Genomic DNA, 25165 nt, shown 5'->3' with positions numbered 1-25165 from the left:
TTTTCTTTTTTATATACATTTTTCTTGTCTCTTCGAGTATTATGATTATTTTTGTCACTCAAGTTAATCTATTCTATCTAAATTTTAAATTCGTACTATGAAGACAAACAGAAGAGACTTCCTGAAGACTCTTGGAGGAATCGCGGCATTTACGATTGTACCGCGCCACGTGTTGGGTAATGGATTCATCGCTCCAAGTGATCAATTGACAAAAGGAATTATCGGTACAGGTGGTATGGGCCGTGGACATGTGGACTATGCCGGGACTCGTCTTGTCGCCGTGTGTGACGTCGATAAGAATCATCTGGAGCTAGGTAAACAGTTGGTAAAGGATAAGATTGCCGCATACCATGATTTTCGTGATTTGATTTTGGATCCTAATGTAGATATCGTTCATATAGCTACGCCTCCTCACTGGCATGGTATCATGTCTGTCGAGGCCGCTAAAGCAGGAAAAGATATTTGGTGTGAGAAGCCTATGACCCGTACGATCGGGGAGGGTAAACGGGTAATGGAAGCGATGAAGCAATACGGACGTATGTTCCGCTTGAACACTTGGTTCCGTTTCGCAGACCCGTTCTATGGATTGGGTACTCCCGTGAAACCTTTGAAGAAACTGGTTCAAAGTGGTATGTTGGGCTGGCCGCTAAAGGTAACGATCAGCAAGCATACCGGTTTCGACTGGAAGTTCTATTGGGTTGGTAAAGAATATCTGGAACCGCAATCGGTGCCTAGTGAGCTGGATTATGATTTCTGGTTGGGGCCGGCTCCTTACAAACCTTATAACCCGCATCGTGTGCATCAGACATTCCGTGGATACTGGGATTATGACGGAGGTGGTTTAGGGGATATGGGACAGCATTATATTGACCCTGTACAATATTTTTTAGGAAAAGATAATACCAGCCCGGTTAAGGTAGAGGTGGATGCTCCGCAACAACATCCGGACGCCGTGGGTACTTGGCGCTCGATTACGTATACCTATGAGGATGGTTGCCAGATCGTACTTTGGGGAGGTGATTACGGGGATCCGAACACACCTTATATTTCCGGACCGAACGGGAATGTTTATAAGAATTTCGTATGTGATATCCCGGATTGGGAGAAAAAGTTATCCGATTATCCCGAACCTGAGCCACAGGTTACCGACTTTATCGAGTGCGTAAAGACTCGTCAGCCTTTTGCCTTGAATGAGCGTAATGGCTTCCGTTCCGCTACGATCGTGAACATGGGTGCCGTAGCCCTTCGTTTGAATCGTACGCTTCACTTTGATCCCGTAAAACTGGAATTTATTAATGATGAGGCCGCTAATCGTTTGTTGGATCAGCCGATGAGAGCGCCTTGGAATATTTAAACACATACACATATGAAAAAAGTATATATATCAATTGCCAGCTTATTGTTGTGCGGTAGCATGTTAATGGCTCAAAGCCCGGCTAATCGTACATCGAAGACGATCGTTGCCGATGTACTGGCACAGATGCCGGCGGAGCAACAAGCTGAATATAACAAATTAATTAATGACCTAAGCTCCACTGGCGAGGAAGGGGTCTTGATGTTGATTAACAAGATTAACGCTCCGGGAAAAGGCAGTAACTCGAACGTGGATTATGCGTTGAGCGGATTGACTCACTACGTGATGGCGAAAGGTGAGGAAAATGCCCGTCTAGCAACAGCCAACGCATATTTGAAAGCCTTGGATAAGGTGAGCGACCGGGAGACAAAGGCTTTTATTATCCGGCAGCTTCAATTACTGGGAAAAGATGAGTGTGTGGATACGCTGGCTAGCTATTTGAACGATGAGAGCCTAAGCGGTCCTGCTGCCCGTGCGTTATCCGCAATCCGTACCGATAACGCTAAGAAGGTTTTGGTGGCTTCCTTGATGCGTCGTTCCGGTACTCCGAAGACGCAAAAGGATATTATCCGTGCGATCGCTGACGTGCAAATCGCTGATGCGGAAAATGTATTGAAAGTGATGCTTAGTTCCAGCGATGAGAATATGCAGAAAGAGGTTCTTTATGCGTTGAGTCGTGTAGGTTCTAAAGCTTCTCTAGGCGATTTAGCCGCCGCTGCCGAGAAAGCCGGTTATAAAATGGAAAAGACCGGGGCGAATGAGGCGTATATCGCTTTGATAAAACGTGTCCTTGAGCAAGGCGATACCAAAGATGCGGAGAAAGCAGCGAATGATTTATTGAAGAAGTCTACGAAAGCAGGTATGACACAGACCCGTGAGGCCGCTCTTCAGATTCTATTGGCCGCTAAGCCGGAAGCTGCTACGAAGAATTTATTATCGGCTTTGAAAGATACGGATAAGGGATACCGTAATGCGGCTTTGAACTTCGCTTCGGGTTTCGCTGATCAAAATGTTTATATCGAGGTCATGAAACACATGTTAAAGGCGAAGCCGGAAGTCAAGGTGGATATCTTGAACTGGATAGGCCGTGAAAGCAAATGCCCGTCTAAACATGACATGATCAAGAATCTGGAACTTCGTTTTGATCTACCAGCGAGACAAGTTCTTTTGGACCAATTGAAAGATAAGGATTTCTATGTGCAACAGGCCGCTGTTTGGGCTTTGGTTAAAATCGGTGATAAGAGTGTCATTCCTGTGCTGGCGGATTTGTTGAAGAGCAATGACAAGCAAGTGATATTATTGGGTCAAGATGCTTTGATGGCATTTAACGGCGATATTGATCAAGCGGTCGCTAAAGTGATCCCGTCCGCTTCCGATGCCGGGAAAATCGCTGGTTTGGAGCTGTTGGCGATACGTATGGCCGACGCGAATCTAAATACGGTACTGGATCAGATTAAATCCGGCTCATCAGAGGTGAAGAAAGCCGCTTATACCGCATTGAAAGATGTAGTATCCGAGAAAGATTTCACTTTATTGTGCGGAATGTTGGAGACTGCGGAGGCTTCAGCTGTCGCTCCGCTTCAAGATGCGATCATTGCCGCTATCTCTAAACAACCGGCGGCAACTCAAGTATCTAACGTGAATCGCCGTATGATACAAGCGGGAGACAGCAAGAGATATCTTTATTATAAGGTCTTATCAGCGACTGGCGAGAAAGAGGCTTTGGCTACGATCGTGGAAGGATTGAATAAAGGGAATGGAGCGGCCAAGGATGCGGCTCTTGACGCTTTGTTGGCATGGAAGGGTATTGAGGCTGCCGATGAACTATTTAAGGTTTGCCAATCAGCCTCTTCCGATCAAGTATTCGACAGGGCGTTAAAGCGTTATGTGCAGTTGGTATCTAATCCGGCATTTACGAGAGAGAATCGTTTGTTGAGCTTGCGGAAAGTCATGGAGATCGCCCGGACGAGTGAGCAAAAGGCTCTTATTTTACGTCAGATCCAACGGGCGGATACCTTCTTGGCATTGATGTATGCGTCGGAATTCTTGGATTCAAGCGATGCGGCTGTTCGTTCTGCGGCTGTTTATGCGGTTTGGAATATCGCTCGTAACCATCCGGAATATAAGGGTGACAATGTGAAGGCTATCTTGAAACGTGTTTTGACCATGTTTGACGGGGAAGACGCTCGTTATGATATCGATGCCTTGAAGCAACATTTAGATGCGATGCCGGACGAGGTTGGATTTGTCTCTATCTTTAATGGTAAGGATTTAACGGGTTGGAAAGGTTTGGTTGAGAATCCGATCGCCCGTGCGAAAATGAAACCGGCTCAATTGGCGAAAGCGCAGGAGAAGGCGGATGAGAATATGCGTCGTGACTGGAAAGTGGAGAATGGCCTGTTAGTATTTGACGGTACTGGGTACGATAACCTATGTACTGAAAAGCAATATGGTGATTTCGAGATGTATGTTGATTGGATGTTGGATCCTAAAGGACCTGAGGCTGATGCCGGTATTTATCTGCGTGGTACTCCTCAAGTCCAGATCTGGGATACTTCTCGGGTAAATGTTGGTGCGCAAGTAGGTTCCGGAGGCTTGTATAACAATCAGGTAAATGAGAGCAAGCCTTCGAAAGTGGCCGATAATAAACTAGGTGAATGGAATTCCTTCTATATTAAGATGGTTGGCGACCGTGTGACGGTTGTCTTGAACGGAGAAAAAGTGGTAGATAACGTGATTCTGGAAAACTATTGGGATCGCAAGCTTCCGATTTTCCCGGTAGAGCAAATCGAGATGCAAGCTCATGGCAGCAAGGTCTATTACCGTAATATCTACGTAAAGGAATTGGAAAAACAAGAACCGTTCAAATTATCGCCGGAAGAGGAAAAAGAAGGCTTCAAGGTTTTGTTTGACGGAACGAATATGCATGAATGGACTGGAAACACGGTTGATTATATCTTGGAAGATGGCTGTATCTCTATGGTTCCAAGCAGTAGTTTCGGAGGTAATCTGTACACCAAGAAGGAATACGGAAACTTTATCTATCGTTTTGATTTCCAGTTAACCCCGGGAGCTAATAACGGTGTCGGTATCCGTACGCCGATGGAAGGAGACGCAGCATATGTAGGTATGGAAGTGCAGGTCTTGGATTGTGAACATCCTATTTACCAAGGAAACATCACTCCGCTGCAACATCATGGTTCCGTATACGGTATCATTCCCGCCCGTGAGGATCATCCGAAAGCGTTCAAGCCGGTTGGAGAATGGAATACGGAAGAGATCATGGCGGATGGCGATCATATCCGTGTGACGGTGAATGGAGTCGTAATCTTGGATGGAAATATTCGGGATGCCGTGAAGAATGGTACGCCGGATGGAAAGGAGCATCCGGGTTTGTTTAACAAAAAAGGTCATATAGGTTTCTTAGGACATGGTTCCCCTGTCAAATTCCGCAATATTCGTATCAAGGAATTGAAATAATTTATATCAGGCTTTGAATATATAAAGAGATTGTCTTGAGTGATTCGAGACAATCTCTTTTTTATTATAGGGGATTTATACTATTTAAATTATATCTTTGTGAAATCATAGTGTAATTTTATCGGAAGGGATATTTTTATGGAGGATATACAGACTCAATTGGATCAATGTAAATTGTTATTAGATAGAGCGGAAGTTGGCTTGTGGGAAGCCGATTTTGTTCAAAGAGGTTATATCTGTTCCGATTATTTAATGAGTATATTTGGGAAGAAGGGGAATAATCTCTCTTTTTTTGAATTTTACTATATAATCCGGGAAGACTTTAGGGATCTGATTACTACGGATTTTTTATCGATCCAATCTGTCGATACGTATGAGCAGATATTTCCGATAATAACACCGACTGGGGAAAAATGGGTACGCTCCAGATTATGTGAGCGTAAGTTGAATAATGGAGTGTGCGTAAAAGCGTTGGGCATATTACAGATTTTACCTAATTTCAAACTGAAAGAGGAAAAGATTAGTAAGATGATCGATCATAATGAGATGATCTTCCGAAAGCTATATGTAAATTTACCTGTGGGGGTCGAGCTTTATGACAGGGACGGTTACTTGATTGACCTGAACGCAAAGGATATGGAGATATTCGGTATCCGGTCAAAGAAGGACGTTTTAGGAGTCAATATTTTTAGCAACCCGATTATGCCTAAAGATGTGATCAAGAAACTCAAGGAGAATAAATCCGTGAATTTCCGGCTGAATTATTCGTTTAAGAAGGTCGATGATTATTATAACACCTCGAAAGTAGGCGAGATGGATATCGTTACCAAGGCCAGTATTTTATATGACCAAAGAGGTGAACCTTCCAGCTATTTACTTATTAATTTGGATAATACGGAAAAGATGATCGCCTATAACCGTATTTCTGAGTTTGAGAATGTATTTACCTTGGTCAGCGTATACGCTAAAGTCGGTTATGCCCTTTATGACTTATATACCTTTGAGGGCTATGCCATTAAGCAATGGTATGAGAATATGGGAGAGAAGGATGGAACCCCCTTGTCCCAAATTATTGGGATTTATTCTTATATTCATCCGAACGACGCTGGATATATAAACTCATTCTTTGAGGAGGTGAAACAGGGTAAAGCGCATCATTTCCGTAGGGAAGTGCGTGTGAAGTCTGGTGACGGATGGAAATGGATTTGCGCCAATATCACCCGTAACCCTCAAAGCGTAGACCCGAATAAACCGGAGATGATCTGTATTAATTACGATATCACGGAGTTAAAGGACTCTCAATTGAAAAGGGAAAGGGCGGAAGAACTGGATCGTTTGAAGTCTGCCTTCCTAGCGAATATGAGTCATGAGATTCGTACGCCATTAAATGCCATTGTCGGTTTTTCTCAATTATTGGCGGAAACGGATGATCCCGAGGAGAGGCATGAGTTTGTGGAAATCATCGATAGCAATAATCGGATGTTGCTTCAATTGATCAGTGATATTCTAGACTTGGCAAAAATTGAATCCGGTACGATGGATTTCAAGTTCGCCGATATGAACGTAAAAGAGGTGATCAATGAGATCGTGACCTCATTCCGTATCAAGATGCCCGATAACGTAGCTCTGATCGCTCCCCAAGATTCACCGGAATGCCAAATCTATAGCGATCGTATGCGGCTGACGCAGGTAATATCCAATTTCCTTAACAACGCGATCAAGTATACGAGCGAAGGTTGTATCACCTTAGCTTACGAGATCATAGGTGATGAGATAAAATTCTCCGTGACTGATACGGGGGATGGCATGAGCCAAGAGATACAAGCCCATATCTTTGATCGTTTCTATAAAGGAAATACGTTTAAACAAGGTACGGGCTTGGGGCTATCTATTTGCGAGACCATCGTAAATAGGCTAGGTGGTCGGATCGGTGTAAATTCCGAGTTGGGCAAAGGCAGTACGTTTTGGTTTACACATCCCTATTCCTTCTCGCCGAACGCTAAATCTCCTGCATCGCCTAATCCGGGAACGATATAAGAATGATCGTCGAGGTCATTATCTAATGCGGCGATCCAGATTGTAGTCTTGTCATCCGGCATTTTCTTCTGCAAGTATTCCAAGGCTTGTTTGCTTGAGATGATGGAGGCTACGTGTACATGGTCGGGTACTCCTTTGGTCAGCAGGGCCTCATACGCCAATTCCATAGAGCTTCCGGTGGCCAACATCGGGTCGGATATGATCAAGGTTTTACCTGTTAAGCGAGGAGAGGCGATATATTCGATATGAATATCAAAATTCAAACGGTCTTTATATTTGCGGTAAGCGGATACGAAAGCGTTCTCCGCATTATCCAGATACCGAAGGAAACCTTGGTGGAATGGAAGCCCGGCACGCAAGATCGTACTAATCACGATTCGATCGTCCGGCGTATTCATCGGGGCTATACCTAGCGGGGACTGGATGTCTTTCGTACTGTAATGAAATTCCTTACTGATCTCGTAAGCCATGATTTCTCCGATACGCTCAACATTGCGACGGAAACGAAGGCTGTCTTTTTGTATGTCTACATCTCTAAGTTCTGCAACAAACTTGTTTAATATGGAATTTGTGTCTCCAAGATTGACGATTCTCATGAGTCTTTTTTTTGAGTCCAAAAGTAATCATTTCTGGACACTAAAAATCATAAGTATGAAATTTTTCATTCATACTTATAAATGAAAGATTTCATACTTATGATTTTTTATCCCCTTACCGGGGATATTTTTACTACGTTTTCGGTTACTTTATTATTTCAGGTGGGCATTCATCGCCTCAAGGAGGAATTTACCCGGTTTGAATTTTACGGTCGTACGAGCGGGGATCATTACCGGAGTACCTGTTTTAGGATTTCTGGCAAGACGCTGTGTTTGCGGTCTTGGGATCAGTGTTCCAAATCCGACAAGTACGATTTCCTCATTTTCGGACATACGCTCAGTTACGATCTCGATGTAAGCATCCAATACTTTCTTTGCTTCTTGCTTTTGTAACCCGGTCTTGTCTGCTAAAGCCTCTATAAGTTCTGCTTTGTTCATAAATGCAAATTTTTTAAATTGTTAAACACTACAAATGTACACTTTGAAGCTGGTTTTATAGTTACGTTTTGCAAAGATACATTTGCATTTGAGTTTCTTATTAAACAAGGCCTACAGATGTTTGTTACATTTTTAAGAACAAAAAATGTTAATAATGTGTCAGTTTGCGAATTTCGAAACATTTATTGAATCTTGATATACCCGATTCGTGTGTACTTGATAGTACGGGATTCTATATGTTTTAAGACCTTAGCGGAAGTCAAAGTCAATTTTTCCCCTACTTGGAAAGCATGAGCGCCCGGTGGCAACGTTTGCGTGGTAAGACTACGATCTTTCGCTTTTATCCTCAATAAAAAGTAATTTCCGGCGATGTCCACGGCCGTGAGCAATTGATCTACATAGAAATATTCGGTACCACGGATAATCTGTGTCTTGTAAGAATCGTCTTCAATGCGGACTTTTGTGATTGTTAACTTTAAATCGCTCAATTTTTCTCCCGGTGTTCCTACAAAGCGGCTTACAGGCATTTTGTATTTCTTACGGGTCTGTAGGTCGAGATAGATTTTACTGTAGGTCACCGCTAACTCTTTAAAACGCATCTCGCTTTTTACGTGAGGCTCATATTTATCGGCTATCCAAACGACGTATCGGGGATCGATCGTATAGATGTCATGCAAATGGTATCCTCTGTATTTACCGAAAGAAATAATATCGTCTCCATTATCGGGAGAGTCTTTGATATCTGTCGTTATAAATAAAGGTAGAAAGGAGTTGCTTACCATCTTAATCGCCTTATTCACCGAGCTGATGGCATTCAAGTCGAGATTCGCCAAATAGACCGTCGGATGATAAGTGGCCGAAGGCGTAAAGAACCAAAGCGTATAATATAAGGTCTTTGAGGTAGGCAAAAGAATGTAGTACCGCCCTTTGTCTGACGTTTTTCCTCGATTGAACGTGTTTAACTTGTCGAGGATCATCTTCTGTATTTCACCGGATATGCCGGACGTGTTCTCATCCATACGATCAACTCTATATACAAATCTACTGAAAAAATCCGGAACTACATAATTTGCGGATGAGTTATTTATGACTACTTTTGCCCTAAAAATAAAATAGACGATGAGAATAGAGCAGAATTATTCGTTGGAGAAACACAATACGTTCCATCTCCCAGTAAAGACACGTTGGTTCATGGAGTATGAGACGGAGGAGGAGTTGCAACGAATCTTACATGATGAATACTTTCAGGAATGTTTATCCTTGCATATAGGAGGCGGGAGCAATCTATTGTTCATCAACGATTATAATGGCATTATCATCCATTCCCGAATCAAGGGGATTTCTATCTCGGCGGAAACGGACGAGTATGTATCGCTTCGTGTCGGGGCTGCGGAGATCTGGGATGATGTCGTGGCATACGCCGTATCGAAAGGTTGGGGAGGTATAGAGAATCTTTCTTTAATACCCGGTGAGGCGGGCGCTGCCGCTATCCAGAACATCGGGGCTTATGGCATGGAGATCAAGGATGTGATCGAGAGCGTGGAGGCTTATAACCAGTTGACATTCGAGAAACGGACTTTTACGAATACGGATTGTGAATATGGATATCGTAATAGTTATTTCAAGAATGAGCATCATGACCCCCACATCATAACTTATATTACGCTTCGACTATCCAAGAACCCTAGCTTTTCGGTTAATTATGGGAACTTAAAGGAGGAGTTGACGAAATATCCGGAAGTTACTTTGGAAACGATCCGTGAGGCTGTCATAACAATTCGCAGGCAGAAGCTTCCCGATCCGGAAGTATTAGGCAACGCAGGCAGTTTCTTTATGAACCCGATAATTACGGCAGAGCATTTTGAGAAATTGAAAAAGCAATTCCCGGAAATCCCGTCTTATCCCGCTTCGGAAGGAAAGATCAAGGTTCCGGCCGGTTGGTTGATCGAGCAATGTGGGTTTAAGGGTAAAAACCATGGGCCGGTAGGTGTTTACGAGAAACAAGCGTTGGTATTAGTGAATTTAGGAGATGCCCGGGGGCATGAGATCGCGTTGGTTGCGGAGAGCATTCGTACCGCCGTAAAAGATCGTTTCGGTATAGAGCTTATGCCTGAGGTTAAATATGTCGGATAATGAAAATCGTTTTTTTAGGAACAGGAACGTCTACGGGCAATCCTGAGATAGGTTGCCAATGTGAGGTATGTACTAGTAAAGACCCCCGTGATTGGCGTCTACGGGCTTCGATCTTGGTAGAGACGGAAGGGAAACGGATATTGATCGATTGTGGTCCGGACTTCCGTTGGCAAATGATAACCAATAAGATTTACTATTTTGACGCCGTTTTAGTAACTCATGAGCACTACGATCATGTAGGTGGCTTAGATGATCTACGTCCTTTTGGCCGGTATAAAGATGTGGATATTTATGCGGAAGACAATGTCGTGGAGGCGATAAAGACTCGCATCCCTTATGTCTTCCGGGAGCATAAATATCCGGGAGTGCCTAATTTGGTTTTGCATACGATCGGGACGAAACCGTTTGAGGCCGCCGGTGTCATGATCACTCCGATCCGTGTAATGCACGCTAAGCTGCCGATCTTAGGTTTCCGTATCGGCAATATGGCTTACTTGACCGACCTTAAATATCTTCCGGAAGAAGAGTACGCTAAGTTGGAAAACCTTGATGTATTGGTTATTGATGCCCTTCGGAAAGGAGAGCATCAATCGCATGAGAGTCTGGAGGAAGCCTTAGCGAATATATCCCGTATCCAGCCCAAGGAGGCCTATTTAATCCATATGAGTCATCGCATAGGGTTGCATGCGGTCATTGAAAAAGAGTTGCCTCCGCATGTACATTACTCATATGATGGATTAACGGTGACTTTTTAAGTCATATATTGAAAAGATTCTTTATCTTTGCCAGCTGAAAATCTAGAGAATAGCTGCTTTTTTTAAGTTAGTCGCTTATAGCAGGAGTGGTATATAATAAAAAACAATAATAGACTGTATGAATTTATCGTTTAAGAACGTACTATGCGTATGTTGCTTATTGCTGTCGGGATCTGTGTATGCACAGGTTCCGCAAGACTTGATTGACAAGGCGAAAGCCGCTGGAATGTCGGATACGCAGATCCAGCAGGAATTAGCCAAGCGTATGAAACAAGAAGGGGGATCAGTCGGATCTCAAGCTACCGCTACCGATGCGAAGGTTAGCGACCGGGTAATGCCGGTAATCGATGAAGGACAATCCTTAGAAGCCCAACGTAGAAATAATCTTCCTGCTTCAGCTATGGAGAATACCGTATTCGGGCATGAAATCTTCTCAAACAAGAACTTATCTTTTGCCCCAGATTTAAACATCCCTACACCTAAGGATTATGTGCTTTCCGCTGGTGATGAGTTATTGATTAATGTATGGGGAGATTCCGAGCTAAACTTGAAATTAAAGATCTCTCCGGACGGTACGATCCTTGTACCAAATTTAGGTCCGGTGTCGGTCAGTGGATTGACGATCGCTGGCGCTGAGACTCGTCTGCGTCAGGAGTTGAGCCAGATTATGTCTACGCTGTCTGGTTCGGGAGAGGGGAATACCTTTGTTTCCGTCAGTTTGAGCCAGATTCGTAGCATGAAGGTGAATATTGTCGGCGAGGTAGTCGCTCCCGGTACGTATACATTACCTTCATTCGCCACATTATTTAATGCGTTGTATGCCGCCGGTGGTGTGAATAAGATCGGTTCTTTGCGTAGCATCAAGGTATATCGCAATAGCAAGGAAATCGCTAATCTCGACGTATATGATTATTTATTGAACGGAAAGTACACAACGAATGTTCGTTTGGAAGAGAACGATATGATTATGGTAGGCCCGTACGACCAGTTAGCGGTGGTTCGAGGTAAGGTGAAACGTAATCGTATTTTCGAGTTGCGCAAGGGTGAGACCTTGAAGCAATTGCTGGATATGGCCGGCGGATTTACCGGCGACGCTTATACGAAGGACGTACAAGTGAAGCGTAAATCAGATAGTCGTTACCAGATCTCTACGGTTTCGGAAGATAAGTTCGCTTCTTTCGTGATGCAGGATGGCGATTCTTTGCTGGTAGATTCCGTTATTCCTTTTTATGAGAATCGTTTGATCGTGACGGGAGCTGTATGGCGTCCGGGAGAATATGAGTTAAGTCCGTCGGTTCGTACGGTAAAGCAATTGGTAAAACAGGCCGCGGGTCTTAAGGGAGACGAGTTCGCCGGCCGTGCCTTGATTACCCGTTTGAATCCGGATTTCACGACTACGATGATCGCCGTGGATATTCGTGGTATCTTGAACGGTACCGCTCCAGATGTGGAGTTGCAAGCGGAAGACCAATTAAGCATTCCTTCCCTATTCGATTTGCGCGAACCTTATACGATCAAGGTTGGCGGAGCCGTGAATTATCCGGATACGGTGCTTCCGTATCGTCATAATTTGACAATAGAAGACGCTATCATGATGGCCGGTGGCTTAAGAGAGTCCGCTTCTTCTATTAATGTAGAGGTAGCCCGTCGTGTGAAGGATCCTAGTTCCAATCAGAATGTCAACCGGATCGCTGATGTATATAACTTCTCGTTGAGTGAGGACTTCAAGTTGAATGCGGGAGATACGATCTTTACGCTGGAGCCGTTCGATGAGGTTTATGTTCGTTTCTCCCCGGGGTATCACGAGCAACAGGTCGTGAAGGTGAACGGTGAGATCACTTTTGCCGGTAGCTATGTATTGGCTACGAAGAACGCTCGTTTGAGTGACATTGTCGCGAAAGCGGGAGGCGTTACCCCAGAGTCTTATGTAAAAGGTGCCAGCTTGAAACGTCAGTTGACAGAGGATGAATTGAAGCGCATGGAAACCCTTCTGGCTTTAAGTGAGGCGAATAAGCAAAGCCGGGATTCTATCGGTGTAGCGTTGATGAATGTGAAGGACTATTCCGTAGGTATTGATTTAGAGAAAGCGTTGGCTAATCCGGGCAGTATCGATGATGTCGTGCTTCGTGATGGTGATGAACTTTATATTCCGCAGTTGCAAAGTACGGTGAAGATGAGTGGAGCCGTGACTTATCCGAACAGCGTGACTTATACGAAAGGTATGTCGGTTACGGATTGCTTGTCTCAAGCCGGTGGTTATAATGATATCGCACGTAAGTATCCGATCGTAATATATATGAATGGTAAGGTCGCTACGACGAAGCGCACCGCTATATTCTTCAAGCGTTATCCGAAAGTGGAGCCGGGCTGCGAGATCGTGGTTCCGACGAAGACACAACGTGAGCGCCGAAGCTTGGCTGAGATCATGAGTATCAGTAGCTCCGCTACCTCTATGGCCGCGATGATTACCTCTATTGTTAACATGATTAAAAACTAATCAGGCATGGATACGATAAACGAGATAAAAAGACAAGAGTTACCTGAGGAGCAGGAGATCGATTTAATCGAACTGGCGCAAAAACTGTGGAAAGAGCGTAAGTTCTTATTGAAAGGCTGTGGTATTGCGGTGGTAGTAGGTTTGATTGTAGCTTTCAGTATTCCCAAGGAATATACAACTACGGTGAAATTGGCACCAGAGACACAGGATGCGGCAAAAAAATCTAGCCTTGGCGGTTTGGCCGCTATGGCTGGGATTAATCTGAATGCCGCTGCCGGTGCGGATGCGATCTCTCCGGATTTGTATCCGGATGTGGTGCAGAGTACCCCGTTTCTGTTGGAATTGTTTCCGGTAGAGGTTACCGATAAGGAAAAGGAGTTAAGCACTACATTATATGATTATATGAGTGAACACCAACGCAAGGCTTGGTGGGGATATATCGTCTCCGCTCCATTCAAGGCCTTGGGTGCGGTAATGAGTTTATTCTCCGGTGATGAGGAAGAATCTGAGGGCTTGAATCCTTACCATTTGACAAAGGATCAAGAAGAGGTGGTGAAGGCCTTGCAGGAGCGGGTTTCTGTTTCCGTGGACAAGAAGACCTTGGTTATCACGGCTTCCGTACAGATGCAGGACCCGGTTATTTCCGCTCAGATGACAAAGGTCGTTTTGGAAAACCTCCAGAATTATATTACGAATTATCGTACGCAGAAAGTAAAGCAAGATTTGGAATTTACCCAGAAGGTATTTGGCGAGTCACGTGACGCTTATTATAAAGCGCAACGTGCGTACGCTGCTTTCGAGGATGCCAACCGTAATATTATCTCTTCCAGCTACCGTACGGAGCAGGAACGTTTGAAGAATGAGATGACCCTTACGTTTAATGTTTACAATACGTTGGCGCAGAAGTTGGAGCAAGATAAATTGCGTGTACAGGAAGAAACTCCGGTGTATACCGTAATCGAGCCGGCTACCGTACCTTTGAAAGCATCTTCTCCTAAGAAGGCTCTTATCTTGGTCGGTTTTGTCTTCCTCGCTTTATTCGGATGTATCGGATATTTATTCGTAAAAGATATGTTTGTGGCAGCTTTCAAGAAAGAAGAGACTGGAGCTTAATTCCCGCAAACCGTAAAATAGACCACGGCCTCGTCATGACTGACTTGTGTCGTGGTTTTTATTTGCGGGAATAGCCGATTGATCCGGGTGGTTATCGTATCGCATAAATTGGGGTAAAAGTTCTCCAAGGCTTTCTCATAGGGTTGCTCGTTGAAGCAGCAAAGGCTTCCTTCATTATAGAATAAATCCATTGCCAACCATTGATTTTTCATTCTCCACTCCGTCGAGTCATTCATTTGTACCCGTAAATGTAAAGGGGCGCTTTTGATGAAGAGATTCATTGCGCCACGCTTGCCTTTTTTACGAATCAGATCTGTTAGTTCCGGAATGACATGTGCGGGGTATGTCTGTTGCCTTTCCACCGTCTCTACCAATAATCTTCGGTTGTAGGACGCTACGAATATACCCTCGTGGTAGTAACAACCTAGAAAATGCTTATCAACATCAGGATAATATCTAACAGGAACGGAGGTTTCCTCTCGTTGCTGGGCCGGAAAAGTGAAAGAGACGTCCAGTTGCTTGAAAATACGCTCTGCCGTATGACTATCCATAGGGGCGTACAAGACATCCCCTTGTGGATAATAAGCGATTAGGAAAGACGATAATTCCAGATTTTGCCGTATTAAAGAAAGGAAAATAGCGGGCGTATGATCTGAGAACGCCTTGCGTATATTCTCCATGGGTAGTATCATCTTCTCGAATACAGGAGGACGATTGATGGCAAAAATTGCCGTGGGGCTTGGAACGACCAAACTATAGGGATCTACCGTAGCGACAAATTGCTCGTCGTTCATATGCTTGTAAAAGTACCTCACGCATACGATCGTACCCAGAAACAAGACAAAAAATGCCGTTATGTCTTTCTTGCTGATCCTCATGTTTGCTTTAGGAAGTGTTTACACCAAGGCTTTAATCCGCATTCCTCACATTTCGGTTTCCGGGCGAGGCAAACATATCTTCCATGCAATATCAACCAGTGATGGGCGATGGGGATCAATTCTTCCGGAATGTTCTTCACCAACTCCTTTTCCGTTTCCAAAGGTGTCTTGCTATTATTGGTCAAGCCGATCCGGTTGGAGACACGGAATACGTGCGTATCTACCGCCATGGCCGGCTTGTCATATACAACGGATGCGATTACGTTCGCAGTTTTTCTTCCTACACCCGGAAGTTTCTGTAGCTCATCAATATCGGAGGGAACCACGCCTTTGAAATCCTCTATCAGCATTTTCGCCATACCTACCAGATGTTTAGCCTTATTGTTCGGGTAAGATACGCTTCGTATGTATTCAAAGACAACTTCCGGTGTGCTAGCCGCCATTACCTCGGGAGTCGGGAAAGCCTCGAACAGGGCAGGAGTGATCATATTCACTCGCTTATCCGTGCATTGTGCGGATAGGATTACCGCTATCAATAATTGATAGGGGTCGTCATAATGTAGTTCAGTCTCGGCTACCGGTACGTTTTCCTTAAACCAGTTTAATACGCCTTTATACCTTTCTTCTTTTCGCATTGCTTTTTCGGTTTCTGTTTTTCGCATCCTAAAGGTATAACTTTTAATAGGAATATACAAGCGGAGATGTGCCAAAAATAAGATACACCCGAATTGTACGAATAAATAAAAAAGTACCGATCTCCTTCTTCCATCTAAGAGAGAAAGAAATCGGTACTTTTTTATTTATTATTCCCTAACGATCTGGTGGATATGTATAGATTCTTTTCCTATTGTGGTGATTTCTAAAGAAGAGAAATCCTCGAACATGGTTTTATTTAATTTGATGTAGCCTACGTTCCCTTGATAGACGATGTTTTTCTCACCATCTTGAGAGAGGCCGGTGATAGATACCAAATTCTCGTTACTTCCGGAGAGGAAGAAAGATACGGCGTTGATATCATCGCATTTTATGTGAATTATTTCTCCCGGATTCAAGTTCTTATACGTATCTAGGTTCATATCGTACATCATAAGAGCCTCATTGATTTGCGGGTCTTGTTGGGTTGTCGCCGTGAATCCTAGTACGTATAGCTCCATTTGCTGATCCGAGTTATTTCGCATACGGATATAACGGGCTTTCGGATCGATGGTGCGGATTGTATCCTTAGCGTTTTCCGTGGAGACATGAGGGATTAGGCTCCAGCTCTTTCCGTCGGCGGACCACTCGAATACCCGTCCGGGTTGGTTGCTTTTCGGAAGATTGAAACAGAAGGATTCCGCTTCTTTCTGGATTTCCCAGCCGATACCCAGATATTGATTAGGCTGTACCTTGACTACCTCGAATAGGGGGACGTAACCGACCGTATTATCACCCTCGGCACAAGGCTGGCTCTTCAATTGGTCGATATTCGTGAATATGGAAGGGATGCTAACCTTCACCTCGTCTGGGGCGATACCGTCCGTAGATAGCAGGTTACGACCTGTCTGACGATATAAGTCTACGATGAAAGGGTGTAAGACTTTCGATCCGACTTTCACGCCTTTAGGCTGTGCCTTCTGGTTCAGCGTGCGGTTTATCAGTTTCATGCTATCTAGCAAGGCAGATGTTTCCAGATAGCGTTGCCATGTATAAGACCGGTCTTTCTCATACCAAGCGTGCGCCATATGCAGAGCACTTGTACCGGCTTTTCCTAAGAACTCGAATTGGATAAGCCATGGATTGATTTGTTCGATCAGGCGTTTATTGGGACTTTGGCTGTAGATCATGCTCGGGGAAGCCGTGATTTGAGCGAATAAGGTTCCCAGAAGATTCGCGCTTTGCTCCGGGAACGTGTTTTTCTTATATCCGGCGAGGAATGTCTGGATAGGAGCCACATAGTTAGCGGACTCTTCCCGGCGGTATTGATGTCCGTTCGGACCCGGATCGCAGTTATGCTCGCAGAAAATGCGGAAAGCCATGGAGGCCTCCGGCATAATAAAGTCGCAAGCGTCTTTCCATGCCTGTGTAGGATCGTAATTCTCGATATTCCAAGTGTACATTCCAACGCCGAATATAGCGACCTTGGAAGCCTCGGCGTATTCCATAGGATTGGATACGAATCCGGTCATGGTGCCGGCGGCTTGCGTATCTAGGCCGTAGGCGGGTCCCATCAACAAATGATCTTGGCAATAATCGCTTACGGGGAAGTTCCACCAGATATAGGCGGGACGACGGATACGGCTGTTTACCCACTCGACGCCTTCTTTCGTGATATCGGCTACGACACGGTCTCCGGTCCACATGATTTGGATGGCGGGATCGAGTTGGGTACCGAGGATATCCAGATAATCGGTCTTAGCCCATGAGCGGTTGTATTCGGTAGGGCACATGATTAGGGGCTGCACGTCATTTTTCTTGGTAATAAACTCCTTATGGATGTAATTCAATAAGCCGGCTTGCTTTTCCGGGCGGGCTCCCTCTCCGGATATATCATCGAAGAAAACGGCGAAAGAGCGTACGCCCAAATCGTACATTTTCTCGAATTTGGAAAGGATGTTCATGCTATCTGTCAGGCTCCATTGAATGTCTTGTCCCGGGTGGATGGCCCAAACGAAGTTTACTTTGTTATGGGCGGCCTCTTTCGCTAGTTCCTTGATATGCTCGGCTTCCTCGGCGGGATAAGGTTTGCGCCAGTTGGGGGAGCTGTGATAAGGATCATCTTTCGGACCATAGATATAGGTGTTCAGCTTGATCCTTCCGTAAAAGCGGATTTGCTCGATACGGTCGGCGTGGCTCCAAGGCTGTCCGTAGAATCCTTCCACGGTACCCCGGAATAATACGTCCGGATAGTCCTTGATCGAGCAGAGAGGCAGGATCTTCTTACCCTCGTCATATTTAGCTAATTGCTTGAGGGTTTGGGCGGCGTAAAACAAGGAATTATCGTCTACGATCCCGATTGTGATGCCTTTTCTAGTGATCGTCAGCGTATAGGCACCCGAGCGTTGCATTTCCGGAGTTTTGTCTTTTAGCTTCTTGATCTCTAAAGGGAGAGATTTGCCGGATTTAGCGAAAGGTAGCGCTTCTTTAAGTAGTTTGACCGCATCTGCGTCTGGATTATTTATACCCCGTAGGGTATATCCATGGGACGGTGCGTATGTTTGGCTGGAAATAGTCACCTCTTGGGGCTCGGGGAAGATTCCTAGGGATAGCTTTTGGCTATGCGTTAGGCTGCAAACGCCTAGAAGGAGCATGGTGGCGAGTAAATACTTTAGTGTCTTCATATGCGATATGATTTAATGTTAACGTTCGTAAATGTATGAAATAATTAGACACGGAGCACACGGAGGGCACGGATTTGTTCCGTGCCCTCCGTATTTAGATCTTATAGGGAGAATAGCAATACCCGGTTATCCGGATTTGTCCATTCATGAATCAAGCTACGCACGTCGCTGTATTCGGCGGGAGTGAACTGTTGCTTGTTCAACTCGATCGTACGTATCACCTCGATCGTATTTCCTTTCGGAGTGATCGTGCGGGTTACTTTACCAAAAGGCTTGCTTATCACTTGCTCTTTTGTGGAGGTCTGCAACTTCATGCCCTCGGCGGGAGTAACCGTGTAGGTTACCTCTTCCTTGATCAGGGAGGGGAGTTCGAATAAGTTGGAACGCTTGCTGTTCAAGGCGCTCATGCCCCAGCTATCGATTCCGGCGGAGATGGCTGGCAATACGCAGATGGCGAAACCGTCTTTTGCTTGATCGGCGGAGATGGCCACGGATCTACTTTCCTTAATCTGAATAGGTGTGGTCTCAATCTCAATGGAAGTTCCGGAGAGGGAGACTACCTTATCTAGTCCGCCACGATTTGTCAGCGGGGAGGCGGATAGGTATTGGTCTTTCCCATCGACAGTGGCTTTTACGGCTAGTGTCTGGATGGCAGCCAGCCCGCAAGCGTCCGTATCGAGATGGCCGGGATAGACGGCGAGGACTTCCGACGGGATTCCGGCGGCATTCAACATCACGTTCAAGAGCTGTGCGATCTCTAGCGGCGTACCGTAGGCACTGCGGAGAACGGTATCGATGTCACGGACGGTATAGCCGGTCATCGCCATGGGGATAGGACAGGTACTGAGATTGTTGAGTATATGGTCTCGGATGATGTTCACCTTCTCTTGTTCGTTACCGCTTTTATCGGTGAGGAATTGGGCGAAGGTTTTGCTCTCGTATCCCTGCGATTCCTTTAAGCGCTTATCCAAAGTGGCTAAGGCCGCTTTACCTGAAGGATAGGTAGAGGCTACCAAGTGGGGTGAAGCCTCACGGTTCTTTGGTTGGAAAGCCTCACGGGAGGAAGCGGGAATGTTCCGGAGTGTCCAGTGTACCTCCTTTATACCGTCATGGCTCTCTTCCACGGCTTTTACGGGGGAGCCGTATAGACCGCAAGCCAAGGGGGTCCCTTCCGGTACGGAAATAGAGACCTTGCATTCCTTCACGGGAGAAGTTTCTTGTAGTCGCTCGTTGATATCCATAGCCGGATAGTAGCCCGGTTTTGTGATAATAGAGTAATCCAAGTAAATCGTGGCCCCAAGTTCTAGGCCAGTGTGTACCACGACCATTTCCTTAAGTTGGTTATAGGCCGGAGCGTCGGCAGCGAAACGGGGTAGGACCTCTACAAAGGCGTTATCGGGTGTCTTTACGATCGTACCGTCTTTCTGCCTTGTATAGGATGAGTGGATCTTCAGTGTTTGGAAATCGGGATTGTAGACGATAAAACTCTCGCCATACGTGCTATTCATCGCAGTGTGCGTGAAGAGCGTCAATTCCATGGAGGATCGATATTCTTGGCTACCGTCGGCATGCAAGGTCCAAGCTTTCGATATCTTCCCGTACTCAGCCTCCGATGCGGCAAATGAAGTAACCGTCATCGCTAACAAGCTTAGGAGAAGAATCAGTTTATAGGTTATCTTAATCATTGTTTTTCTGTTTTTATTTCTTGATAATCAAATAGTCACCATAACTCTTATAGGCGTTCACAGCGGAACGGAAGCCTTTCCAGTCGGCTGGGTCGTAGACACGCTTCTTCAACGCTAGCTTCTGGCGCAAGACGATGTTCTGGTCGCCTTCCTGCGAAAGGGAACCTTCGAAATCGGCCGCATTGCTTTGCAGGGCGTCATTCTTCGAGGCGTTCAAGAGGGTATAGCCCTTGGGGAGGCGGATGGTCTCATCTTGTTCTACCAAACGGGAGCAAGCATCCTTGAATCCATACGCACGGTTTTCCGGTTTCGTATCGATACGCAAGAAACTCTTCACTTGATTGTAGAGGTTATTCATGACTAGCGGTTTGATAAGCATCTGGTCTCCGGCGATAATCGCATAATCGGGGATCTCATAAGAGAACGTGATCTTGATAGGGGCCGCTTGATAGTTCTTCGGGTCCTTACCGTAATCTACACGAAGCAGTTTGGCGTTGGGGGATACGGTCAGCAATTGCTTCTCCATCGTGTTCTGCCAGTCGGATTGCCATCCGGTGGTGAAGATGCGGCGGATATTGCTGTCGGACTGTCCCTCGGCGGTGATCGTGAATTGTCCGCGGAGCGTGCCTTTCTCGTCTAGGCGGTTGTCGGCGTGGATGCAGACGTAGTGGTTCTCCGGGGCGGAGACAGGGGTTAAGCGGAGGTCGGAGCCTTCGGGCACACCCGGGAGGTAGTTCTGCTGTTGCTCGGCGCTACTCCATAATTCCCGGCAGAAAGGAACCCAAGTCGGATCGAGAGGCATATACGTACCGCTCGCCAGTTTTACCACCGCCACGCAATGGTTGAAATGGTCGGCGGGGATGCTTTCTACACGGCTTCCCGCCATGGTCATCGCCGGGTAAGCCTCGAAACCGGCCATGCGGAGGAAGGCGATCAACGTGCCGGCGATATCCTTGCAGACACCGCAACGATCGGTATAATTCATTTTCAGGTTGTGAAGCGTGAAACCCTCGCCTTTACCCATCGAGATTCCGGAGTAACGGATGTTATCGGCCACCCAGTGGGTCAACACGGCTATCTTCTCCATTTCCGTTTTCTTGCCTTTGATCAGCTCGTCTACCTTTTTCTGGGCTTCCGGGATCGCGGTAAAGCTTCCGTAATCCTCGTTAACCTTATTGAACCAAAGGGATTTATCCTCCCAGCGGGGAGTACTGGACATCATGAGCTTCGGGGCAGCGTCGAATAGGTCTACCATATTCGGTTCCTTGGCGAAAGGAAGGATATCGTCGGAGGCGAAGGTATATACTTTCCGTCCATCCTCATATCGCATGGAAGAGGTACATTCGCCTTGGTAGAACTGGAATTGCAACTCTTTCTCCATCGGCATGGATACCCGGTATACCTTACGCACGGTAGGCTCGGTAGCCCAGAAGGGGACGATATCGTAAAACTGTCCCCGCATAGGAGGGATGAAACGCTCGTCGTCGCCCGCCGTCAGCAAGGCGTAGGTGAAACCTTTCTTGGCGATCTCGTACTCCACGATATCTCCCGGTTGCAAGCGGCCCACTTCCAGCATGATCTGCCGGGCGCCCCAGTAGATGGCACGTGCGGGGGCGGCGTAGTCGCAAGCTTGGGTTACGTCGAGATTGATCACGTCGCCGTTCGCACGGTAGATCGTGGCGTAACGAAACTCGGCGTGCGCCGTCAGCGGGTCGTAATCGTATTTGATGATACGGTTGGCGACGGCTCCTTTGGAAGTCTGTACCTTAAAAGCCTTGCATACGGCGAAAGCCCCCGAGCCGGTAGGTTGTACCGTAACGGCGGTGCTATCCAGCAAGGTGACGCAGTCGTATCCTGCATAGGCTTGCGATTTCTCCAAGGTAGGATCTTGCGGGTATCGGCAAGAATCCTGCCCGTACATAGGCGATAAGGCCAATAGGGAGACCGCGGTGATTGTTAGAATTCTTTTCATGTTTATAGTGTTTTTGTAATGATATTTCTCGCTAGCTCCCGGCAGGCGGCACGGTCGATCTTGCCGCTTCCGGTTTGGGGGATCTCGCTTACCTTTATGATGTGCCTCGGACGGAGGTACTTGGGCAGGCTGGCGAGAACCTCTGTTAGCATCTCACCTCGTAGGTTTGAGGCAAGCAGTAGCACGACCGCCTCTCCCAACCGAGGGTCGGGGGCGGCGGTGATGGCATAGGGGCGGTCGAGGTAGGGCCGTAGCCGCTCTTCCACCTCCTCGATCTGGATCTTGATACCTCCGCTATTGATAATATTATCTTTCCTTCCGATAATGGCGAAACTCCCGTCCGGCAGCAGGCGGGCGACATCGTTCGTCACCAGCCGCTCGTCGCAAACCAATGGGGCGTCTATCACCAAGGTATTCTCCGGTGACAAGGATAACGTCACCGAGGGGAAGGGATGGTAATAGGGCGAGGCTTCCGGCCCGTTCAGCCGGCGCAGGGCGATGTGGGACAGCGTCTCCGTCATTCCGTAGGTGGAATAAACCGTGTTTGGCATCTGCCGTATCTCCTGTTCCAAGGCCGCGTCAATCGCCCCGCCGCCGATAATCAGGATATCCGTTTGCTCCAGCCGCTTACGTTCCTCGGGTACTCGCAACGTATTGTAAACCTGCAAAGGAATCATGGCGGCAAAGCGCAGGGGCGTATCCCCCCAATCCGCCAACGGGTGTCCGGAGGGTTCGCACACCTCCAGATCCAGTCCGGCGTATAGGGAGCGGACTACCATCATCTTTCCGGCTATATAGCGTAAGGGCATACATAACAAGGCCTTGTCGCCCTTCTTAAGCCCCAAATAATCGCAGGTAAGCCGGGCGCTGTTCAGCATCCGGTCCTTGCGTACTCGCATCCGCTTGGGCGTACCGGTGGAGCCAGAGGTCTGGACTTCCAGAAAAGGGGAGGGATCGTGCCATTCAGCTAAGAATGCCTGTAAATCTTCTTGTATCGGCATAGGTCAAAGGTCGTTGGTGAACCAGATGGTGTCTCCTTTTCGTTGGATCAACGTATGTTTATCGTCCTTGAAAATCTCGCCGGTTCCCAGACCTTGCGGTAGCGGGTTACCTAGCGTGGCGCACCATTGGGCGATAGCGTTCAGTCCGATTTGCGATTCCAGAGCGGAGGTGACCCACCATTTAGGTTGTTCAGGGGTACTCCCTAAGATAGTTTCCGCTAAGTGAATCCATTCCGTACATCCGGAGATACCTCCGTGGAGGGAAGGCTTTAATATAATGTATTGGGGATGGATCGTTTCCAACAACCGCTGTTTCTCGTCCGGGGCGTTACAGCCGATCAGTTCCTCGTCGAGAGCGATGGGAAGGGGTGACTCTGCCGCAAGGCGTGCCATCTCTTCCAACTGCCCGGCACGGATAGGCTGCTCGATGGAATGCAAGTCCATCTCGGCGAGCCGCTTCAGTTTGTCCATCGCCTCCGAGGGTGTGAAAGCGCCGTTGGCATCTACCCGAAGCTCTATTTCCTTGGCAGAGAAATGCGCACGGATGTGTTTCAATAAAGAGAGTTCCCGGTCGAAATCGATAGCGCCGATCTTCAGCTTGACGCAGCGGAAGCCCTCCTTCATCTTTTCCTCTACCTGTTCCAGCATGTACTTATAATCGCCCATCCAGATCAGTCCGTTGATGGGGATGCCCGCCTGCCCCTGCGAGAAGGGCGTGTCGTAATGCCGCCAACCGCCCTGTTCATAATGGCGCATGGCCGTCTCCAGCCCGAAAAGGATGGATGGGTAATGGCGCAAAGATTCGGTGTCAACATATCCCTTCTGTTCCAGATCGAGGCAAGCCTTGGATAACGTGATCTCGTAATCCACTCCATAATCGCAACTGAGATCCGGCAGGGGGGCACATTCTCCGATACCAATAACCGAGGGTTCGTCTTCCTTGCGGATTCGGACCTCCCACAATTTCCGGGTCGTGTAAACACCCCGTGAGGTTCCTGCCGGTCGCTTGAAAGTCAAGCACCGGGGAACCACCTCTATCTGATAATATCTTCTCATAACTGTCACTTGCCAACAGTCCACTCCCTACGGGAATTTCGGGTAATCCTCGAAGCGGGGACGGCGTTTCTCCAAGAATGCCTTACCGCCTTCCTGCGCCTCGTCCGTCATATAGTAAAGCATGGTAGCGTCTCCGGCCAACTCCTGTATACCGGCCTGTCCGTCCAACTCGGCGTTTAAGCCCGCCTTGATCATGCGCAAAGCCAACGGGCTAAGCAACATCATCTCCTCGGCCCATTGAACGTACTCGTCCTCTAATTTATCCAAGGGGACTACCTTATTTACCAGACCCATATCCAAAGCCTCCTGCGCATTGTACTTGCGGCATAGGAACCAGATCTCACGGGCCTTTTTCTGTCCGACCACACGGGCGAGGTAAGAAGAACCGAACCCGGCGTCGAAGCTACCCACACGAGGACCAGTCTGTCCGAAGATAGCGTTCTCGGAAGCGATCGTAAGGTCGCAAACCACGTGCAATACGTGTCCGCCGCCGATAGCGAAACCATTCACGGCCGCGATGACGGGTTTCGGGAGAGAGCGGATCTGCTTTTGTACGTCCAATACGTTCAAGCGAGGTACGCCGTCTTTACCCACGTAGCCGCCACGTCCTTTCACGTTCATATCGCCTCCCGCGCAAAAGGCCGTATCTCCGGCTCCTGTCAGAACGACTACGTTAATGTCCGGGCGTTCCCGGCAGATGTAAAAGGCGTCGCTCATCTCCGTGGTCGTAGTCGGGGTAAAAGCGTTGCGATACCGTTCCCGGTTGATTGTAATGCGGGCGATGCCGTTGTAGAAATCAAATAAGATCTCCTCATATTCCTTGATGGTTGTCCATTCTCTTTTCGTTTCCATA

Annotated in this window: 18 protein-coding genes; 7 read left to right on the top strand and 11 right to left on the bottom strand. The window is 47.0% G+C overall.

Annotation, left to right across the window (positions count from 1 at the left end; translation table 11 throughout):
• The first annotated feature begins 97 nt into the window (after positions 1–97).
• The 3 genes from ACESPU_RS00615 (at position 98) to ACESPU_RS00605 (ending at position 6871) form a co-directional block, all read left to right on the top strand.
• Complete coding sequence (locus ACESPU_RS00615; RefSeq protein ID WP_005856828.1) at positions 98–1354, top strand: Gfo/Idh/MocA family oxidoreductase; 1257 nt, start codon at positions 98–100, stop codon at positions 1352–1354.
• Positions 1355–1366: 12 nt separating this feature from the next.
• Positions 1367–4834, top strand: a complete 3468-nt coding sequence (locus tag ACESPU_RS00610) for a DUF1080 domain-containing protein (protein ID WP_057326266.1) — start codon at positions 1367–1369, stop codon at positions 4832–4834.
• Positions 4835–4972: 138 nt separating this feature from the next.
• Complete coding sequence (locus tag ACESPU_RS00605; protein WP_008772126.1) at positions 4973–6871, top strand: PAS domain-containing sensor histidine kinase; 1899 nt, start codon at positions 4973–4975, stop codon at positions 6869–6871.
• Here ACESPU_RS00605 and upp read toward each other — a convergent pair.
• The 3 genes from upp to ACESPU_RS00590 form a co-directional block, all read right to left on the bottom strand.
• Positions 6814–7467 carry a uracil phosphoribosyltransferase gene (gene upp, locus ACESPU_RS00600; RefSeq protein WP_158532427.1) on the bottom strand — a complete coding sequence of 218 codons (654 nt, stop codon included), beginning with the start codon at positions 7465–7467 and terminating at the stop codon, positions 6814–6816. The genes ACESPU_RS00605 and upp overlap by 58 nt on opposite strands.
• A 153-nt stretch (positions 7468–7620) precedes the next feature.
• Entirely contained in the window at positions 7621–7905 is a 285-nt protein-coding gene (locus ACESPU_RS00595; protein ID WP_005856836.1) for an HU family DNA-binding protein, read from the bottom strand.
• Positions 7906–8087: 182 nt separating this feature from the next.
• Positions 8088–8924: a hypothetical protein gene (locus ACESPU_RS00590; RefSeq protein WP_005856838.1), complete on the bottom strand. Its 837-nt coding sequence runs from the start codon at positions 8922–8924 to the stop codon at positions 8088–8090.
• A 100-nt stretch (positions 8925–9024) separates the two neighbouring features.
• Between ACESPU_RS00590 and murB the strand changes: the two genes are divergently transcribed.
• From murB to ACESPU_RS00570, 4 genes are all read left to right on the top strand, one after another.
• Positions 9025–10038 carry a UDP-N-acetylmuramate dehydrogenase gene (murB, locus tag ACESPU_RS00585; RefSeq protein ID WP_008772127.1) on the top strand — a complete coding sequence of 338 codons (1014 nt, stop codon included), beginning with the start codon at positions 9025–9027 and terminating at the stop codon, positions 10036–10038.
• On the top strand, positions 10038–10793 hold the full coding sequence (locus ACESPU_RS00580) for an MBL fold metallo-hydrolase (protein WP_005862219.1): 756 nt from the start codon (positions 10038–10040) through the stop codon (positions 10791–10793). Before murB ends, ACESPU_RS00580 begins: the two co-directional genes overlap by 1 nt.
• Positions 10794–10911: 118 nt before the next feature.
• Positions 10912–13290: an SLBB domain-containing protein gene (locus tag ACESPU_RS00575; RefSeq protein ID WP_057326265.1), complete on the top strand. Its 2379-nt coding sequence runs from the start codon at positions 10912–10914 to the stop codon at positions 13288–13290.
• Positions 13291–13296: 6 nt separating this feature from the next.
• Positions 13297–14403: a Wzz/FepE/Etk N-terminal domain-containing protein gene (locus tag ACESPU_RS00570; protein ID WP_158532429.1), complete on the top strand. Its 1107-nt coding sequence runs from the start codon at positions 13297–13299 to the stop codon at positions 14401–14403.
• Here the strand turns inward: ACESPU_RS00570 and ACESPU_RS00565 are convergent.
• The 8 genes from ACESPU_RS00565 to menB form a co-directional block, all read right to left on the bottom strand.
• Positions 14400–15281 carry a hypothetical protein gene (locus ACESPU_RS00565; protein WP_192922576.1) on the bottom strand — a complete coding sequence of 294 codons (882 nt, stop codon included), beginning with the start codon at positions 15279–15281 and terminating at the stop codon, positions 14400–14402. The genes ACESPU_RS00570 and ACESPU_RS00565 overlap by 4 nt on opposite strands.
• A complete protein-coding gene (gene nth / locus ACESPU_RS00560; protein WP_008772131.1) occupies positions 15278–15916 on the bottom strand; it encodes an endonuclease III in 639 nt (212 codons plus the stop codon). The genes ACESPU_RS00565 and nth overlap by 4 nt, the downstream gene beginning before the upstream one ends.
• A 168-nt stretch (positions 15917–16084) precedes the next feature.
• Positions 16085–18598 carry a beta-N-acetylglucosaminidase domain-containing protein gene (locus tag ACESPU_RS00555; protein ID WP_057326263.1) on the bottom strand — a complete coding sequence of 838 codons (2514 nt, stop codon included), beginning with the start codon at positions 18596–18598 and terminating at the stop codon, positions 16085–16087.
• A 101-nt stretch (positions 18599–18699) separates the two neighbouring features.
• Positions 18700–20283 carry a DUF3858 domain-containing protein gene (locus tag ACESPU_RS00550; RefSeq protein ID WP_057326262.1) on the bottom strand — a complete coding sequence of 528 codons (1584 nt, stop codon included), beginning with the start codon at positions 20281–20283 and terminating at the stop codon, positions 18700–18702.
• A gap of 13 nt (positions 20284–20296) precedes the next feature.
• The gene (locus ACESPU_RS00545) at positions 20297–22255 is read right to left on the bottom strand and encodes a DUF3857 domain-containing protein (RefSeq protein ID WP_057326261.1); all 1959 of its coding nucleotides are present in this window, start codon (positions 22253–22255) and stop codon (positions 20297–20299) included.
• A 2-nt stretch (positions 22256–22257) separates the two neighbouring features.
• Positions 22258–23256 (bottom strand): AMP-binding protein, encoded by a 999-nt coding sequence (locus tag ACESPU_RS00540; RefSeq protein WP_005862237.1) that lies wholly within the window; start codon positions 23254–23256, stop codon positions 22258–22260.
• A gap of 3 nt (positions 23257–23259) precedes the next feature.
• Entirely contained in the window at positions 23260–24312 is a 1053-nt protein-coding gene (locus ACESPU_RS00535) for an o-succinylbenzoate synthase (RefSeq protein WP_057326260.1), read from the bottom strand.
• Between the two features lie 27 nt (positions 24313–24339).
• Positions 24340–25164 carry a 1,4-dihydroxy-2-naphthoyl-CoA synthase gene (gene menB / locus ACESPU_RS00530; protein ID WP_005856861.1) on the bottom strand — a complete coding sequence of 275 codons (825 nt, stop codon included), beginning with the start codon at positions 25162–25164 and terminating at the stop codon, positions 24340–24342.
• Between the last annotated feature and the right edge of the window lies 1 nt (position 25165).

This window comes from Parabacteroides sp. 20_3 (assembly GCF_964238835.1).
Classification (GTDB): Bacteria; Bacteroidota; Bacteroidia; order Bacteroidales; family Tannerellaceae; genus Parabacteroides; species Parabacteroides distasonis.
This window is presented reverse-complemented; position numbering and strand designations above follow the sequence as displayed.